Source organism: Streptomyces sp. NPDC059534 (genome assembly GCF_042743475.1).
In the GTDB taxonomy this organism is placed as follows: domain Bacteria; phylum Actinomycetota; class Actinomycetes; order Streptomycetales; family Streptomycetaceae; genus Streptomyces.
This window is the reverse complement of the sequence record NZ_JBHWAQ010000034.1, coordinates 39889-56015: the sequence shown is the minus strand read 5'-3', so window position 1 is coordinate 56015 and position 16127 is coordinate 39889. Positions and strand designations below refer to the sequence as shown.

General features: G+C 72.4%; 14 protein-coding genes. 9 read left to right on the top strand and 5 right to left on the bottom strand.

From position 1 onward, the window contains the following. The first annotated feature begins 75 nt into the window (after positions 1-75). Complete coding sequence (locus tag ACFVZH_RS31565) at positions 76-1737, top strand: glutamate--tRNA ligase (protein ID WP_384902673.1); 1662 nt, start codon at positions 76-78, stop codon at positions 1735-1737. Between the two features lie 36 nt (positions 1738-1773). On the opposite strand, the gene ACFVZH_RS31560 is transcribed toward ACFVZH_RS31565, so the two are convergent. Genes ACFVZH_RS31560 through ACFVZH_RS31550 form a run of 3 tightly spaced genes read right to left on the bottom strand, consistent with a single transcriptional unit; the run spans position 1774 to position 4669 of the window. After that, the gene (locus ACFVZH_RS31560; protein WP_384902671.1) at positions 1774-3153 is read right to left on the bottom strand and encodes a hypothetical protein; all 1380 of its coding nucleotides are present in this window, start codon (positions 3151-3153) and stop codon (positions 1774-1776) included. A 17-nt stretch (positions 3154-3170) separates the two neighbouring features. Further along, positions 3171-4136 (bottom strand): hypothetical protein, encoded by a 966-nt coding sequence (locus tag ACFVZH_RS31555; RefSeq protein WP_384902670.1) that lies wholly within the window; start codon positions 4134-4136, stop codon positions 3171-3173. A gap of 47 nt (positions 4137-4183) precedes the next feature. Next, positions 4184-4669 carry a hypothetical protein gene (locus ACFVZH_RS31550; RefSeq protein WP_384902668.1) on the bottom strand — a complete coding sequence of 162 codons (486 nt, stop codon included), beginning with the start codon at positions 4667-4669 and terminating at the stop codon, positions 4184-4186. 674 nt (positions 4670-5343) lie between these two features. Between ACFVZH_RS31550 and ACFVZH_RS31545 the strand changes: the two genes are divergently transcribed. The 4 genes from ACFVZH_RS31545 (at position 5344) to ACFVZH_RS31530 (ending at position 10239) form a co-directional block, all read left to right on the top strand. Beyond that, entirely contained in the window at positions 5344-6576 is a 1233-nt protein-coding gene (locus ACFVZH_RS31545; protein WP_384902667.1) for an RCC1-like domain-containing protein, read from the top strand. Positions 6577-6592: 16 nt separating this feature from the next. Beyond that, complete coding sequence (locus tag ACFVZH_RS31540) at positions 6593-7759, top strand: RCC1 domain-containing protein (protein ID WP_384902665.1); 1167 nt, start codon at positions 6593-6595, stop codon at positions 7757-7759. 19 nt (positions 7760-7778) lie between these two features. Continuing rightward, on the top strand, positions 7779-8963 hold the full coding sequence (locus ACFVZH_RS31535) for an RCC1 domain-containing protein (RefSeq protein ID WP_384902663.1): 1185 nt from the start codon (positions 7779-7781) through the stop codon (positions 8961-8963). Between the two features lie 277 nt (positions 8964-9240). Further along, on the top strand, positions 9241-10239 hold the full coding sequence (locus ACFVZH_RS31530) for a TAXI family TRAP transporter solute-binding subunit (RefSeq protein WP_384902710.1): 999 nt from the start codon (positions 9241-9243) through the stop codon (positions 10237-10239). A 66-nt stretch (positions 10240-10305) separates the two neighbouring features. Here ACFVZH_RS31530 and ACFVZH_RS31525 read toward each other — a convergent pair whose 3' ends face one another. Beyond that, a complete protein-coding gene (locus tag ACFVZH_RS31525) occupies positions 10306-11772 on the bottom strand; it encodes an ATP-binding protein (RefSeq protein WP_384902661.1) in 1467 nt (488 codons plus the stop codon). A gap of 18 nt (positions 11773-11790) precedes the next feature. Beyond that, positions 11791-12495 carry a response regulator transcription factor gene (locus tag ACFVZH_RS31520; protein ID WP_384902659.1) on the bottom strand — a complete coding sequence of 235 codons (705 nt, stop codon included), beginning with the start codon at positions 12493-12495 and terminating at the stop codon, positions 11791-11793. Positions 12496-12769: 274 nt separating this feature from the next. On the opposite strand from ACFVZH_RS31520, the gene ACFVZH_RS31515 reads away from it, so the two are divergent. From ACFVZH_RS31515 to ACFVZH_RS31500, 4 genes are all read left to right on the top strand, one after another. Then, complete coding sequence (locus ACFVZH_RS31515) at positions 12770-13555, top strand: amino acid ABC transporter ATP-binding protein (RefSeq protein ID WP_384902657.1); 786 nt, start codon at positions 12770-12772, stop codon at positions 13553-13555. A gap of 54 nt (positions 13556-13609) precedes the next feature. After that, complete coding sequence (locus tag ACFVZH_RS31510) at positions 13610-14431, top strand: glutamate ABC transporter substrate-binding protein (protein ID WP_384902655.1); 822 nt, start codon at positions 13610-13612, stop codon at positions 14429-14431. A 119-nt stretch (positions 14432-14550) separates the two neighbouring features. Then, complete coding sequence (locus tag ACFVZH_RS31505) at positions 14551-15225, top strand: amino acid ABC transporter permease (RefSeq protein ID WP_384902653.1); 675 nt, start codon at positions 14551-14553, stop codon at positions 15223-15225. Beyond that, a complete protein-coding gene (locus ACFVZH_RS31500) occupies positions 15222-16112 on the top strand; it encodes an amino acid ABC transporter permease (protein WP_384902651.1) in 891 nt (296 codons plus the stop codon). Before ACFVZH_RS31505 ends, ACFVZH_RS31500 begins: the two co-directional genes overlap by 4 nt. The last annotated feature ends 15 nt before the right edge of the window (positions 16113-16127 follow it).

The window sequence follows — 16127 nt, the reverse complement described above, 5'->3', positions numbered from 1 at the left end:
GCCGCCGGGCCTCTCGAATCGGCCGGTCACCGGCCTACGGTGGATCTCTCCAGGAACCCCAGGAGGGAGTCCACCGTGCTCGACCTGTCCGTCATCAACGCGATGTTCCCGCCCGACCTTCCGGAACCGGCCGACTGGGAGCGCCGGTTCCGGCCGCGCGCCCTGCCGGACGGCGCGGAGGTGACGCGCTTCGCCCCGAGCCCCACCGGACATCTGCACATCGGCGGCCTGTACACGGCGGCCGTGGCCCGGGCGCTGGCCCACCAGTCGGGCGGTGTGCACGTGCTGCGCGTCGAGGACACCGACCGTGCGCGTCAAGTGGCGGGCGCGGCCCAGGAGTTCTCCCGGCTGCTCGGGGCCTTCGGTCTCGCGCCCGACGAGGGCGGCGTCTCCGGGGACGGGGCGTGGGGTCCGTACCTCCAGTCGGAGCGCCGGGACGTCTACCTCGGCCATGTGCGCGAGCTGCTGAGGCAGGACCGCGCCTACCCCTGCTTCTGCGGCAAGGAGCTGCTGGCGCACAGCGGCGTGGAGCAGAGGGCGGGCCGGTCCCCGCTGGGCTACTACGGCCGCTGGGCGCCGTGCCGGACGCTCGCCCCGGAGGAGGCGGCGCGCCGGATCACGGCGGGCGAGCCGTACGTGGTGCGGTTCCGCTGCCCGTACGAGTTCCCCGGCCGGGTGCGGTTCGCGGACCGCATCCGCGCCTCCGTCACGATGCAGGACAACGGCAACGACATCGTGCTGCTGAAGTCGTCGCAGGACGAACTGCCGCTGCCGACGTATCACTTCGCGCACGTGGTGGACGACCATCTGATGCGGGTGACGCTCGTCGTGCGCGGCGAGGAGTGGCTCTCCTCGACGCCGGTCCACCTCCAGCTGCACCGCGCGCTCGGCTTCGAGCCGCCGGCGTACGCGCACCTCGCGCCGCTGATGAAGGCCGAGGGGGCCTCGCGCCGCAAGCTCAGCAAGCGCAAGGACCCCGAGGCGTCGGTGGACTACTACCTGTCCGCCGGCTATCCGCCGGCCGCCGTCCAGCACTATCTGCGCGGTCTGGCCAACATCCGGCTGATGGACGTGCCCACGGCCGAGGCGCTCGCCGCGACCGTCCGGCTTGACGGCATGCGGCCCTCGGGCCCTCTGCTCGATCTGCCCAAACTGCACTCCCTGAGCCGGGAGTTCATCGCCTCACTGCCTCCGCGGGAGGTGTACGCGCAGCTCCTCGCCTGGGCGGAGGAGTACGACCCGGAGCTCGCGGCCGTCCTCGCCCGACAGGAGGGGCTCGCCCTGGCGGCCGTCGCGGCGGGCCGCCCGGAGGGGGCGCCGGCCCGGAAGGACCTGGAGCGCTGGTCGTGCTTCCGGGACCGTTACGGCTTCTTCTTCGCGGAGCTGTTCGGCGCGGTGCCGACGGCCGGGGACGACCGGTACGGCGGCCTCGCCCCGGAGCTGGTGCGCCGGATCGCCGCGGACTTCGCCGCCGACGCCGCCTTCGCCACCGGGCCCGGCGCCTCCCCCGACGCGTGGTACGGACGGCTCGGGGAGCTCGCGGAGCGGCACGGCTTCGCCCCGGACACCGCCGCCTGGCGCCGGGAGCCGGGCCGCTGGGCGGGGCCGCCGAGGGAGGTCGCGAACGTGGTCCGCGTCGCCCTCACGGGCGCCACCCGCAGCCCCGACCTCTTCGCGGTGGCCCGGGCCCTGGGCCGGGACGAGGTCCTGCGCCGTCTCACCGCGGTGGCGCGGTGAGACGGCGCGGTCCCGGTCCCGCGGTGGAGGTGCCCGTCACCCCAGCGGCAGGCTCCGGGACGCGGCGCGGACGCCCGGGGCCGTCGGCGCCGGTGTCCTGAGGAGCCCCTTGTCGCTGGAGCTCGCGGGCGCGTCCGCGCCCACCGGGGTGGTGGTCATGGGACGGGAGGCGGCGCAACGCTGCTTCTCGGCCTCCGACATGGGGCCGGTGCGCTGGAGCAGCCGGTCGGGGACGGCCCGGGAGGGGCCGTCGACGACGGCGTGCAGCCGGTAGTCGTCCTTCTTGCTGACGAACCAGCCCTCGACCCGTTCGCGGCTCGGCTGCATCTCGACCCAGCTCACCTCTCCGGGCTGGATCCGCTCCACGATCGTCCGCTGGTCGCTGCTGAACCACTGCCAGGGCCGCTGCCAGCCCTTCTCGTACGCGAGGGCGAACTGGGTGGCCATCGGGCGTTCCTTGACCCGCTTCTCGTCCTCCTCCCGCACCCCGCTGGTGGGCAGTCTGGCCACCTCGTTGAGCGCGAGGCCGGCGTCGGCGTAGGTCTGGGCGATGCTGTCGTGGCTGCGCTCGGCGTACGACAGGAGCCGGCTGTGCTCCAGGGTGTTCCGGGTGCAGTTGACGAAGGCTTCGCCGACCACCCGCGCCTCGTCGTAGTAGCGGAAGGACATCCGGGCGTCGGGCCGGAAGACACAGGCGTTCTCGCCGTTGCAGGCGGCGGCCGCGTTGTGGAGGGTGCTCTCGCGGTCGTTGCCCTTGTACGCCTCCGACGTGCCGAGGCGTGTCTTGTCGACGGTCTTGTCGAGGGCGGGCGGCACCTCGGCCGCGCGGACGCGGGCGATCATCGGCGAACAGGTCACATGGGTACGGGTGTCGGTGACCCGGGAGGTGAAGGTGAGCAGCGGCTCGTTCTCGCCGGCGGTGAACACATAGGCGCGGCCGGTCCAACGGCCCTTGCCGGGCGTGCCCTTCACCCGGTCGGGGTCGCCGGCGGTGGTGACCTCCTGGACGGGGCCGCCGGAGGCGGTGACCGCGTACGGCTGGCCGTCGGCGACCTGTTCCCCGGTGCACTCCTTGGAGACGGCGGGGCTGTCCTCGTAGGTCACGGTGACGCGCGCCCCGGCGCGCACGCCGCGGAGCCGCTGCCGCAGGGTGTTGCCGTCCTTCTGGAGGGCGACGCCGTGGGAGGCGTCGGTGCGGCCCGAAGCGGCGGGCGAGTAGCGCTGGTTGAGGCCGGTCCAGAAGTCGATGCCGACGGTGGTCGGGCCGTCGCCCTTCATGACCGGGTCGGCGAAGTCGCCGTTGAGGACGGGGACGGCCTGCTCTGCGGGGGCGGCGGCCGAGGAGGGGAGGGCGGCGGCGGGGAGCAGCAGCCCGGCGGCGCCGAGGACGGCGAGCGCGGAGAGCGAACGGTGCATGGCGGGACTCCTCCGGCTCAGGAACCGTGGGACGACAGGACGACTTCGCGCTTCGGGTCGGCGCCCGGGGGCACCGCCCGCACGGCCGGCACCTCCCGTACGGCGTCGCGGAGTCCGCCGGGCGGGGGCGCGTTGTCGTTGTCGGGCGCGGTGTCGCCGGTGGGGCGCTTGCGGCCGCAGAGCCCGTCGGGGACGGCGTACGTCTGGGCGACGAAGGTGCTGCTGTTGACCATGGAGGGGCTGTCGACGCGGATGCCGAGGACCTTCTGCCCGTTGTCCGTGACGAGGCTGCCGACCACGCGCCGCATGGCGGCGCTCGCCCCGAAGACCAGCATGTCGTAGGGCTTGACGGTGGTCTTGTACGTGGTCGTCTCGGAGTTCTCGATGGTCCAGGACTTGGAGTACGTGGCCTTGAAGGCGGCCTCGAAGGCGAGCTTCGCGCTCATCGAGCCGGCCACCTTGCCTCCGGCGGCGACGCTGGTCTTGGTGCCGTTCGTCGAGGTCGGACCGTCCTTGAGGTTGGGGGTCTTGTTCTCGCTGGTGATGTCGTTGGTGAGGTTGGTGGTGACCTCGCCCGAGGCGGTGACCGTGCCCTCGGCGGCGATCTTCCCGGAGATCTCGCCGCCGATGTTGTCGGTGCTGCTGGTGCGCAGGGTGACGGCCCGGTCGACGCTCATGTCGCTCGTGGTGCAGTTGACGACCGCGTTGCCCAGGGACTTGACCGCGGTGGCGTACTCCCGGTCCTGCTTCGGGTCGATCGTGAAGGTGCAGGCCGTGCGCTTCGTCCCGCAGTACTCCAGGACGTCGGCGATCTTCGCGGGGCGGCCGTCGGCGCGGACGGCCCGGGGCGCGGGGGTCTCGCCCGGCCCCTCCTCGGCGGCGGCGGGCTGGACGAGCAGGCCGAGGGGCGCGGCGAGGCCGAGGGTGAGCGCGAGGGGGCGGGCGAGGGACGGCAGGCTGGCGCGGGGACGGCGCGGAGGCATGACGGAGGAACCCTTCGTGCGAGGGAGGACGTGGGGGGCGGGGTGGTTCAGGAACCGAGCAGGGAGCAGAGCTGGGAGACCGGGAAGGGTGACTGTCCCTGGCCGTCGGATCCCTGCGGCAGGGAGGCGGGGAAGGCCGTGCAGGTGGAGGTCACGGCGGTCTGCGCGTTGTCGGTGGGCTCCGGCTCGTACGTGGAGATGGTGGTGGTCATCTCCGCGAGCCCCTTCTCCTCGGCGGCGCCCTTGCCCCCGGTCAGCTTGCCCATGCAGGAGCTGGAGCCGGGCGGGCATTCGTCGAGCTTCTTGCCGACGTCCGCGATGTCCTTGTCGGCCTTGCCGGCGGCCTCCTGCGTCTTCTTCTGCTGCTCCTCGATCTCCTTGGCCTCCTTGGCGTTGGCCTCCTTGTCCTGACATGCCTGGTCGTCGGGCTTGCACTCCTCGGCGTGCGCGACGGCGGTCATGGGCAGGGCGAGGGCGGCGGCGAGGACGGCGGCGGTCAGCACACGACGTGCCGATGCCTTCAGTGCGGGCATGGGAACTCCCTTGGGACAGGGGTGACTTGGGGCGCTCGGGCGGGGACGCCAGGGGCGGACAGGGGACTGCCCTCAAGATCACCGAGCGCATTCCGACGCTAGCCCCCGGGGCCCCGGCGCCCCGGCAGGACACACGGCGCGGCGCCCGCCGACGGGCCCGCTCACCACTTCGGCGGAGCGCACTCGGAGCCGCCCCGGGGGCCCGGCGCGGGGACGTCCGGGGGCGGCTCGGCCGGCGCGCCGGTCCACCCGTTCGTAGGGATTCGGGGCGCCGGGCGGGAGGCCGGGGCACCGTGCGCGGCGGGGCCCCTCACTCCCCCGGACGCCGCCGAACGGCGGCCCGCCGGCCGCCGGGCCGAACAGTCCCGCAGGGCGTACGCCGAAGCCGAACGCGCCCCCCGAGGCACCACCCCGAACGGACGTCCGTCAGACGGGTGTTTCAGCGGGTCCCGCTCGCCGTGGTGATCGTTCTCGGCCAGTCTGCTCATGTGCCCGGCGGCCCGTCCCGGCCGCCGCACCCGGCCGTGGGCGCCCCATGCCCGAAGGCCCGGCACGGCCTGTCCGCATGACCCGCACCCGGCCCCGGCCCGCCTGTCCCCGCCCTCCCCGCGGGGCCACCGGGACGCCCCGGGCGCAAGCGCTCCCGTGTGTCCCCGTCGAAGGAGAGCAGAGCCATGTCCCGTACACGCCGCAGTCCCCTGCGTCCCCCCTTCCCCCGGCGGCCATTGGCGGCCGCCGCCGTCCTCACGGCCGCCGCCGCGCTGACCGCCGTTCCGGCGCTCGCCCCGGCCGCGAGCGCCAACGAGGGCAACCCGACCGTGCTGAGCTGGGGTGCGGGCCGCACCGGCCAGCTCGGCAACGGCACCCTGTCCGACAGCCTCAGCCCGTCCTCGGTCACCAGCCTCTTCCGCGGCGACGTCGACCAGGTCTCGGCCGGCGGCACCTCGTCGGCCGACTCGTTCGTCCTCGCCCGTACCGACAAGACGGTCAAGTCCTGGGGGCACAACTCCTCGGGCCAGCTCGGCAACGGCGGCAACACCAACCAGGCCGTGCCCACCACCGTCCCGCGCCTGGCCAACATCAAGGACATCGCGGCCGGCGGCAAGCACGCCCTCGCCCTCGACACCTCCGGCCAGGTCTACTCCTGGGGCGACAACGCCTACGGCCAGCTCGGCAACAACCGCACCGGCGACAGCCGCACCGTCCCCGACCGCGTCCAGGGCATGCCCAAGGTCAAACAGATCTCGGCCGGCTGCGACTTCAGCCTCGCCCTCCTGGAGAACGGCAAGGTGTACGCCTGGGGCCGCGGCATCCACGGCCAGCTGGGCAACGGCAGCCGCGCCACCAGCTCCGTACCCCGGCAGGTCACGGGCCTGGAGAACATCGTGGAAGTCGACGCCGGCTGCCACCACGCCCTCGCCCTGACCGCCGACGACACGGTCAAGTCGTGGGGCTACAACCTCTACGGCCAGCTCGGCAACTCCTCCACCAAGTCCGCCACCCTCCCCGTCGACGTTGACTGGGTCGAAGGCGTCTCCGACATCGAGGCGGGCGCCTTCCACAACTACGTCAAGACCAGCGACAGCCACGTCTGGGGCTGGGGCAACAACCAGTACGGCCAGCTCCTGGAAGGCGACGAGGCGTTCGGCGACAACGTCTCGCGCACCAACCGCACCGCGCCCGTCGAGATCCCGCGCCTGGAGGGCGTCCAGCATCTCGCCGCCGGCGCCCGCCACGGCGTCGCCGTCACCGCCGACGACGTCTTCACCTGGGGCCACAACGGCGAGGGGCAGCTCGGCAACGGCACGACGGTCTCCCGGTACGAGTCGGTGAAGATCCTCAACGAGGGCTCGGCGATCAAGGCGGTGGCCGTCTCCCTGGGCGGCAACACGACGTACGCGTACTGAACCGGGGTGCGCTCCGATGACGTACACCTTGATACGGGGTCTCGCCGCCGCCCTCGGTCTGGCGGTGCTCGCCACCACCCCGGTCCACGCCGAACCCCGTGACCCCTGGGTACGGGCCTGGGGCCAGAACAACTCGGGCCAGCTCGGGAACGGCTCCACGCTCGACCAGCTCACACCCACGGCCGTGACGGGCCTCGCCCGCGACGACGTGACCGAGGTGACGAGCGGCGGCTGGACCACCCACCAGGTCTTCGCCCTCGCCCTGCTGCGCGACGGCACCGTCGAGTCCTGGGGCGGCAACGTCAACGGCCAGCTCGGCGACGGCAGCACCGCCAACCGGTCCTTCCCGGCCGCCGTCGCCGGCCTCCACGGCGTCTCCGACATCGCGGCGGGGCTCGACTTCGCCGCCGCCGTCAGGGACGGTCGCGTGCTGGCCTGGGGCAACGACGCCTACGGCCAGCTCGGCAACGGTCTCCCCGACTCGGCGGAACCGGCCACCCGGCCCGTCGCCGTCCAGAGCCTGAACAAGGTCAGGACCGTCTCGGCGGGCTGCCAGTTCGCCGTGGCCCTGCGCGAGGACGGAACGGTGTGGGCCTGGGGCCGGAACCACGAGGGCCAACTCGGCGACGGCACCACCACCGACCGCAGCACCCCCCGGCGGGTGCCCGGCCTGACGGACGTCGTGTCGGTCCGGGCGGGATGCCGGCACGTGCTGGCCCTCACCGCCGATCACACGGTGAAGGCATGGGGCCGCGGCGGCAACGGCGAACTCGGCAACGACACCACCGATCCCAGCTCCTCCCCCGTCGACGTCCGGCACCTCGACGACGTCACCGAGATCTTCGCGGGGCCGTACCACAACCTCGCCCTCCTGGCGGACGGCAGCGTCCGTGCCTGGGGTGCGAACTGGTCCGGCCAGCTCGGCGACGGCACCAACGTCAGGCGTACCACCCCCGTCCCCGTGCCCGCGCTGAGCGGCGTCTCCAGCCTGCTCGGGGGCTACGACTTCTCCCTCGCCGTGCTGGACGACCAGTCCGTCCTCGCCTGGGGCGGGAACGACGTCGGCCAGCTCGGCGACGGCACCACCACCCCCTCCCTGTCCCCGGTCGTCGCGCTGCCCCCGGGCAGCGGCACGACCCGCCTCGCGAGCGCCGCCGCGTGGAAGACCGGCTATGCCTACTGAACCCCGAAAGGTTCCGCAGATGTCCCCCACCCTGCGCAGCACCCTCCTCGCCGCCCTCACGGCGGCCGCCGCGGCCGCCCTCCCCGGCCTCCCCGCCCACGCCGCCGCCGGCACCGACCCCTGGGTCCGCGCCTGGGGCGAGAACGCCCAGGGCCAGCTCGGCAACGGCAGCGTCCTCGCCCAGCAGACCCCCGCGGCCGTCACCGGCATCACCCGCGACGACGTGCGCGAGCTCTCCGGCGGCGGAGGCGGAGCCGCCGCTGCCGCCAACCCCTTCGCCGTCGCCCTCCTCAAGGACGGCACGGTGAAGAGCTGGGGCTCCAACGCCACCGGCCAGCTCGGCAACGGCACCATCACCGCCCAGTCCTTCCCGGCGACCGTCGCGGGCCTCTCCGGCGTCAGCGAGGTCTCCGCGGGCCTCAACCACGTCCTCGCCGTCAAGGGCGGCCGGGTCCTCGCCTGGGGCAGCAACGCCTCCAAGCAGCTGGGCACCGGCCAGGACACGACCAACCCGTACAAGACCCCGATCCCCGTGCAGAGCCTGGACAAGGTCAAGGACGTGGGCGCGGGGTGCGACTTCAGCGTCGCGCTCCGTCAGGACGGCACGGTCTGGACGTGGGGCAAGGGCGACAACGGGCGGCTCGGCACGGGCAACAACACCACCCGCGAGACCCCGCAGAAGGTCCCCGACCTCGCGGACGTCGAGTCCGTCGCCGTGGGCTGCGACCACGTTCTCGCGCTCACCGCCGACGGCACGGTCAAGTCCTGGGGCAAGGGCGCCGAGGGCCAGCTCGGCAACGACTCCACCGCCGACAGCAACAAGCCCGTCGACGTCGCCTACCTCGACGCCGTGGCCAGGATCTTCGCCACCTCGGCGTCCGGCTTCGCGGTCCTCGACGACGGCAGCCTGGCCGGCTGGGGCAAGAACACCGACCGTCAGCTCGGTGACGGCACGAACGCCAACCGCACCACACCGGTCGTCCTGGACAGCCTCAAGGGCGTCCAGAGCATCGCGGGCGGCGCCGACTTCACGGTGGCCGCGCTGGACGACGGCTCGGTGATCGGCTGGGGTGCCAACGCCGCCGCCCAGCTCGGCGACGGCTCGACCACCAACCCCACCGGCACCACGGTGGCGCTGCCGCCCGGCAGCGGCATCACCCACGTCGCCACGACCATGACGGGCAAGTCCGGCTTCGCCTACTGACGGGACCGGCCCACGACCGGCGGGGCCGCATCCGGGCCGGGCCCTCGCCGGCCCGGGGCGGAGGAGGCCGGGGCCACGACCGGCTCGGGCCCGTGTCCGGCCCGTGCGCATCGGCCCCGGGCCCTCGCCGGCCCCCGATGCCACGGCCGGTCCCGCCCGCCGGGGTCCCGCGCGGGACCCCGGCGACACCCGGACGGCAGCCCGGCGACACCCGGGCGGCAGCCCACCGCCCGGCCGAGCCTGGCCAGGAACGGCGGTGAGCTGGCAGGATCCCTCCATGCTCGCCTCGCTCTCCCGTGCCGCCCGCCGCCGTGTCCTGGCGGCGTCGGCCGCGCTGCTCGCGCTGTGCGGGGTACTGGTGTGGTGGCTGGTTCCCTTCGGTCCGCCCGCGCCGAGCGGCACGGTCACCTTCAGCACGGGTGTCCCCACCGGCGTCTACCAGCGGTACGGCGCGCTCCTCAAGCAGGCACTGGCCCAGGACCTGCCCGAGGTGTCGATACGGCTCACCGACAGCGAGGGCTCGCAGCAGAACCTGGCCCGGGTGGCCTCGGGCGAGGCCGACTTCACCGTCGCCACGGCCGACGCGGTGGCCCAGTACCAGCGGGAGCGCAGGCCCGGCTTCGAGCGGCTGCGCGGCTGCGCCCGGCTCTACGACGACTACGTCCAGCTCGTGGTGCGCAAGGGCTCCTCGATCCAGCGGGTCCAGGACCTGCGCGGGCTGCGGGTCGGTGTCGGCCAGGCCGGGTCCGGCGTGCGGCTGATCGCCGACCGGGTGCTCGCGGCGGCGGGCATCGCGCCCGTCCGGGACATCGAGCCGGTCTCGGCGGGCATCGACACCATGCCCGACCTCCTGGAGCGGGGACAGCTCGACGCCTTCTTCTGGTCGGGCGGCCTGCCCACCCTGGCGGTGCAGACCCTGTCCGAGCGGCTCAAGATCCGCCTCATCCCGCTGGACGCGCGCCTGGTCGACCGACTGCACGACGTCGGCGGGTCGACCCGCCACTACCGGTCCGCGGTGATCCCCGCCGACGCGTACACGAAGGCGCAGGACGGCCGGCCGATCGAGACACTGGCGGTGGCGAACCTCCTGGTCACCACGGACAAGGCCGATGCCGACCTGGTGGAGGGCTTCACCCGGACCGTGATCAGGAGCCGTGACCTCATCGGCAGCAAGGTCCACCCGGCCCAGCTCGTGGACCTCCGTACCGCCGTCTACACCGAGCCCCTCACACTCCACGAGGGCGCCCGCCGCTACTACCGCTCGGTGAAGCCCTGAGCCTGCGGCGCCCGCCGCGTACCGGCACGACCGACCGGAGCCACTTCCGGCGCGGGCCGTGGACCGCTACCGCTCCGTGAAGCGCTGACCTGACGCGCCCCCGGGCTCCCGATCACGGTCCCGGTCACGGTCCCGGTCGGCGGGAGCGTGGCGGGGGACGGTGACCTTCACGCGCAGGCCATGGGGCTCGTTCGGCGCGAAGGCGATGCCGCCGCCGCCCGCCGTCAGCAGGACGCGCGTGATGGAGAGGCCGAGGCCGGAACCCTTGACGTTCTGGTGCCGACCCGAGCGCCAGAAGCGGTCGCCGACCCGGGCCAGCTCGTCCTCGGTGAGTCCGGGCCCCCGGTCGGCGACGACGACGTCGACGCCCTCCCCGCCCGCGGACGCCGCGACCGAGACCGCGACCTCCTCGCCGGCGGGGGTGAACTTCAGCGCGTTGTCGATCACCGCGTCGAGGGCGCTGGAGAGGGCCACCGGGTCCGCCCAGGCCGTGACGGGCGCGCACGTGCCGGAGAGCAGGACGCCCTTGTCCTCGGCGACCGGCCGCCAGGACGCGACCCGCTCGGCGGTGAGCCCGCCGACGTCGGTGAGCCGGAGCTCGGCGGCGGCGTGCTCGGCGAGGGCCAGGTCGAGGAGGTCGTCGAGGACCTGTGAGAGGCGCTTGCCCTCGGTGCGTACGGAGGCGATCTCCTCGTTGCCCTCGGGAAGCTCCATGGCGAGCAGTTCGATCCGCAGGAGCAGCGCGGCCAGCGGGTTGCGCAACTGGTGGGAGGCGTCGGCGACGAAGGCCCGCTGCTGTTCGAGCGCCTCCTCGACGTTGTCGGCCATCTCGTTGAACGAGCGGGCGAGGCGCCGCAGTTCGGGGGGCCCGCCGGCCGCGGCGACCCGGGAGTTCATGCGTCCGGTGGCGATGTCGTGGGTGACGGAGTCGAGGACGCGCACCGGCCGCAGCACCCAGCCGGTGAGCCGGAAGGCGGCGCCGACCGCGAGGAGCATCGCGGCCGCCTCGCCCGCGAAGATCAGCAGCCAGCCGCGCAGGATGCGCAGACGGAGCTGCCCGGTGGGCGAGTCGGTGACGACGACGGCGACAACGTCGCCGTCCCGGACGACCGGGGAGGCGATGGTGAGCCGCGCGTTGCCCTGCCACGGCCACACCTGCGGCGGGTCGTGGCTGCGCCGGCCGACGAGCGACTCGTTGAAGGCGCGCCGGCCCTCCCCTTCGTACGGGACGACCCAGTCCTCGGGGGCGGCGACCATGGCGCGGTTGTCGCGGTAGAAGATCCCGGCCCGGATGCCGTAGACGTCGTGGTAGCTGGCGAGTTCACCGCCGAGGGTGGCGCGCCGCTCGTCGGTGCCGGGGCTGCTCTCGCTGACGAACTGCGCGAGGGCGGCGAAGCGGGCGGCGTCGTCGAGCCGGTCGACGACGACCCGCTGCTGCTCGGAGGCGGCGAGGCTGGCGGCGAGCGGGAAGCCGAGGGCGAGGAGTACTCCGGCCATCAGGACGATGAGGAGCGGGAGGAGTCGGGTGCGCACGAGTCGGGGATCCGGGGGTTACGGGGCGGGGGCGACGAGGCGGTAGCCGACGCCCCGCACGGTCTCGATCAGGGCGGGCATCCGCAGCTTGGAGCGCAGGGACGCGACGTGCACCTCCAGGGTGCGGCCGGTCCCCTCCCAACTGGTGCGCCAGACCTCGCTGATGATCTGTTCACGGCGGAAGACGACCCCGGGCCGCTGGGCGAGGAGCGCGAGCAGGTCGAACTCCTTGCGGGTCAGGGCGACGGCCTCGCCGTCGACGCTGACGCGGCGGGTGGGCAGCTCGACGGTGACGGTGCCGAGGCGCAGCTGCGTTCCGTCGGCGGCGCCGGCGGTCTCCTCGGGTCCGGCGTTGCGCCGGCTCACGGCGTGGATCCGGGCGAGGAGCTCGCCGGGGTCGTAGGGCTTGACGACGTAGTCGTCGGCGCCGAGGTTGAGCCCGTGGATCCGGGAGCGTACGTCGCCGCGGGCGGTCACCATGATGACCGGGGTAGTGGTGAGTTTCCGGATGCGGCCGCAGACCTGGTAGCCGTCCTGGTCGGGGAGGCCGAGGTCGAGCAGGATCACGCCGTACGACGGGCGGTCGCCCTGCGCGGTGGGCAGGACGGCCTGGAGCGCCTCCTCGCCGCTGCGGGCGTGGGTGACGGTGAAACCGTGCTTGGCGAGGATCGCGGAGAGGGCGGCGGCGACATGGTCGTCGTCCTCGACGAGCAGCAGTCGCATACGTACCTCCTCCGTGGTGATCTGTCGTTCGGCGGCTCTCTGTGTACCAGGTGGCACCAGGGCATGAACACCGAACATCGGTGCCACAGTCAAGTGTCCCCCTGTGACGACGCCGTTTCCGTTATGCAGCCGGTACGGCCCGGGGCACCGTCTTCACCCGCCGTGTCCGGTCGCAGCCGGATCGTTATCCTCAATTTCCGCTCAGATGTGATGACGCTCGTCACATCGGGTCTCTAGTGTCCTCCCCAACCGAGGAGGACGGAGCAAGAGCCCGATGAGCGGAGAGTCTGTGTCCAAGGGTCCCGAGGACACCCCGCGCGCCGCGGACGACCTGGTCGTCATGTCCGGCGTGAACAAGCACTTCGGCGCACTGCATGTCCTCCAGGACATCGAGCTGACGATCACCCGCGGCGAGGTCGTGGTCGTCATCGGACCGTCCGGGTCCGGCAAGTCGACGCTGTGCCGCACGATCAACCGGCTGGAGACCGTCGACTCCGGCACCATCACCATCGACGGCAAGGCGCTGCCGCAGGAGGGCCGGGAGCTCGCCCGGCTGCGTTCCGACGTCGGCATGGTCTTCCAGTCGTTCAACCTCTTCGCGCACAAGACGGTGCTCGAGAACGTGATGCTGGGTCAGGTCAAGGTCCGCAGGACGGAGAAGAAGGCCGCCGAGGCCAAGGCCCGCGCCCTGCTCGACCGGGTCGGCGTCGGCACCCAGGCGGAGAAGTACCCGGCGCAGCTCTCCGGCGGCCAGCAGCAGCGCGTGGCGATCGCCCGCGCCCTCGCCATGGACCCCAAGGTCATGCTCTTCGACGAGCCGACCTCGGCGCTCGACCCCGAGATGATCAACGAGGTCCTGGAGGTCATGCAGCAGCTGGCCCGGGACGGCATGACGATGGTGGTCGTCACCCACGAGATGGGTTTCGCCCGCTCCGCCGCCAACCGGGTCGTCTTCATGGCCGACGGGAAGATCGTCGAACAGGCGTCGCCCGAGGAGTTCTTCAGCAGCCCGCGCAGCGACCGCGCCAAGGACTTCCTCTCCAAGATCCTTCACCACTGAGCGAGTTCGGATCTATTCTTCCCAACTCACTTCTAGACCAAGGGACATTCCTCGATGAAGCTTCGTCGCACCCCCGCCGCCGCCGCGGCCGCCCTCGTCCTCGCGCTGACCGCCACCGCCTGTGGCGGCGGCTCGGACTCGGGCAGCAACGGTGACAAGATCACCGTCGGCATCAAGTTCGACCAGCCCGGCCTGGGCCTGAAGACCCCGGACGGCACCTACGCCGGCTTCGACGTGGACGTCGCCCGTTACGTCGCCAAGGAGCTCGGCTACGCCGAGGACAAGATCAACTTCAAGCAGGCGCCCAGCGCCGAGCGCGAGAACCTGATCAAGAGCGGTGACGTGAAGTTCGTCGTCGCCAGCTACTCGATCAACGACAAGCGCAAGAAGGAGGTCGACTTCGCCGGTCCGTACTTCCTGGCCCACCAGGACCTGCTCGTGCGCGCCGATGACAGCTCGATCACCAAGGTCGAGGACCTCAACTCCAAGAAGCTCTGCTCGGTCACCGGCTCGACCTCCGCGCAGAACGTCAAGGAGAAGCTCGCCCCGAAGGCCGACCTCCAGCAGCTCGGCGGCTACTCCGAGTGCCTGACCGGCCTGGAGAACAAGGCCGTCGACGCCCTGACCACCGACGACTCCATCCTCGCGGGCTACGCCTCGCAGAAGGAGCACCAGGGCAAGTTCAAGCTCGCCGGTCTCCGGATGAGCGACGAGAAGTACGGCATCGGCGTCAAGAAGGGCGACGACGAGCTGCGCGGCAAGATCAACAAGGCCCTGGAGAAGATGGTCTCCGACGGCACGTGGGAGAAGCTCGTCAAGCAGCACTTCGGCCCCTCGGGCTACAAGTACGAGGCCGCGCCGAAGGTCGAGAACTGACCTGACCCGCCTCGGCCGTGACGGCCGCCCCGGACAGGGGCGGCCGCGCACCGGCACCGGCCGCCGCCCACGCGGCGGCCTCCACACCGACCGACCACCAGGGGAGAGCGCGGGGCATCGTGTTCGACTTTCTTGATTCCGGGCAGTACGACCTGCTCGGCGCCTTCTGGGTGACGGCGCAACTCGCCCTCTACTCGGCGATCGGCTCGCTGATCTGGGGCACCGCCCTGGTCGGCATGCGGGTCAGCCCGGTCCCGGTGATGCGCGGCTTCGCCACCACCTACGTCAACATCGTCCGGAACACTCCGCTGACGGTGGTCCTCGTCGCCTGCCTGCTGGGCCTCAACCAGACCCTCGGCATCACCCTCGGCGGTGAGCGCTCCGAGGGCATCGGCTTCCGGCTCGCGGTCCTCGGACTCGTCGCCTACACCGGCACCTTCGTCTGCGAGGCGCTGCGCTCGGGCATCAACACCGTCCCGCCGGGCCAGGCCGAGGCCGCCCGCGCGCTGGGCCTGAGCTTCACCCAGGTCCTCACCCTGGTGGTGCTCCCGCAGGCATTCCGCGCCGCCGTGACGCCGCTCGCCAACGTCCTGATCGCCCTCACCAAGAACACCACCGTGGCGTCCGCGATCAGCGCCGCCGAGGCGGCGGTCCTGATGAAGGAGATGATCGAGAACGAGGCCGACGCGCTCTTCGCGGTCTTCGCGGTCTTCGCCTTCGGATTCATCGTCCTCACCCTCCCCACCGGCCTCATCCTGGGCTGGGCGGCCAAGCGACTGGCGGTGAAGCGATGAGCTCCGTCCTGTACGACACCCCGGGCCCCCGCGCGAAGCGGCGCAACGTCGTCTACACGATCGCCTTCCTGGCGGTCCTGGCCCTGGTGGCCTGGTGGGTGCTCGCCGCCCTGGCCGAGAAGAACCAGCTGGACGCGGACAAGTGGAGCCCGTTCGTCACCGACTCCGAGGTCTGGACGACGTATCTGCTGCCCGGCCTGACCGAGACCCTCAAGGCCGCCGCGCTCTCCATCGTGATCGCGCTGCCCCTCGGTGCCGCCCTGGGCATCGGCCGGCTCTCCGACCACCGCTGGGTACGCGTGCCCGTCGGCGCGGTCGTGGAGTTCTTCCGCGCCATCCCGGTGCTGCTCCTGATGATGTTCGCCAGCCAGGCATACCAGGAGTTCACGACCGTCAGCTCCGACTTCCGCCCGCTGTACGCGGTCGTCACCGGCCTCGTGCTCTACAACGCCTCGGTGATCGCCGAGGTCGTCCGGGCCGGCGTGCTCTCGCTGCCCCGGGGTCAGGGCGACGCGGCCGTCGCGCTCGGCCTGCGCAAGGGCCAGACCATGCTGTACGTCCTGCTCCCGCAGGCCGTGACCGTCATGCTGCCCGCCCTGGTCAGCCAGCTCGTCGTGATCGTCAAGGACACCGCGCTCGGCGGCGCCATGCTCGGCTTCGCCGAGCTGCTCAGCCAGAACCGGCAGATCACGGCCAACTACGGCGCCAACACCATCGCCACCCTCACGGTCATCGCACTGATCTACATCGGCATCAACTTCGCCCTCACCAGCTTCGCGGGCCGGCTGGAGCAGCGGCTGCGGCGCGGCCGGAAGTCCGGTGCGGTGACCCTTCCGGCCCAGGCCGGAGCCCCCGAAGCGAAGTCGGAGGCGGTCAGCGGCGCCTGACCCCGAAGGGGCCAG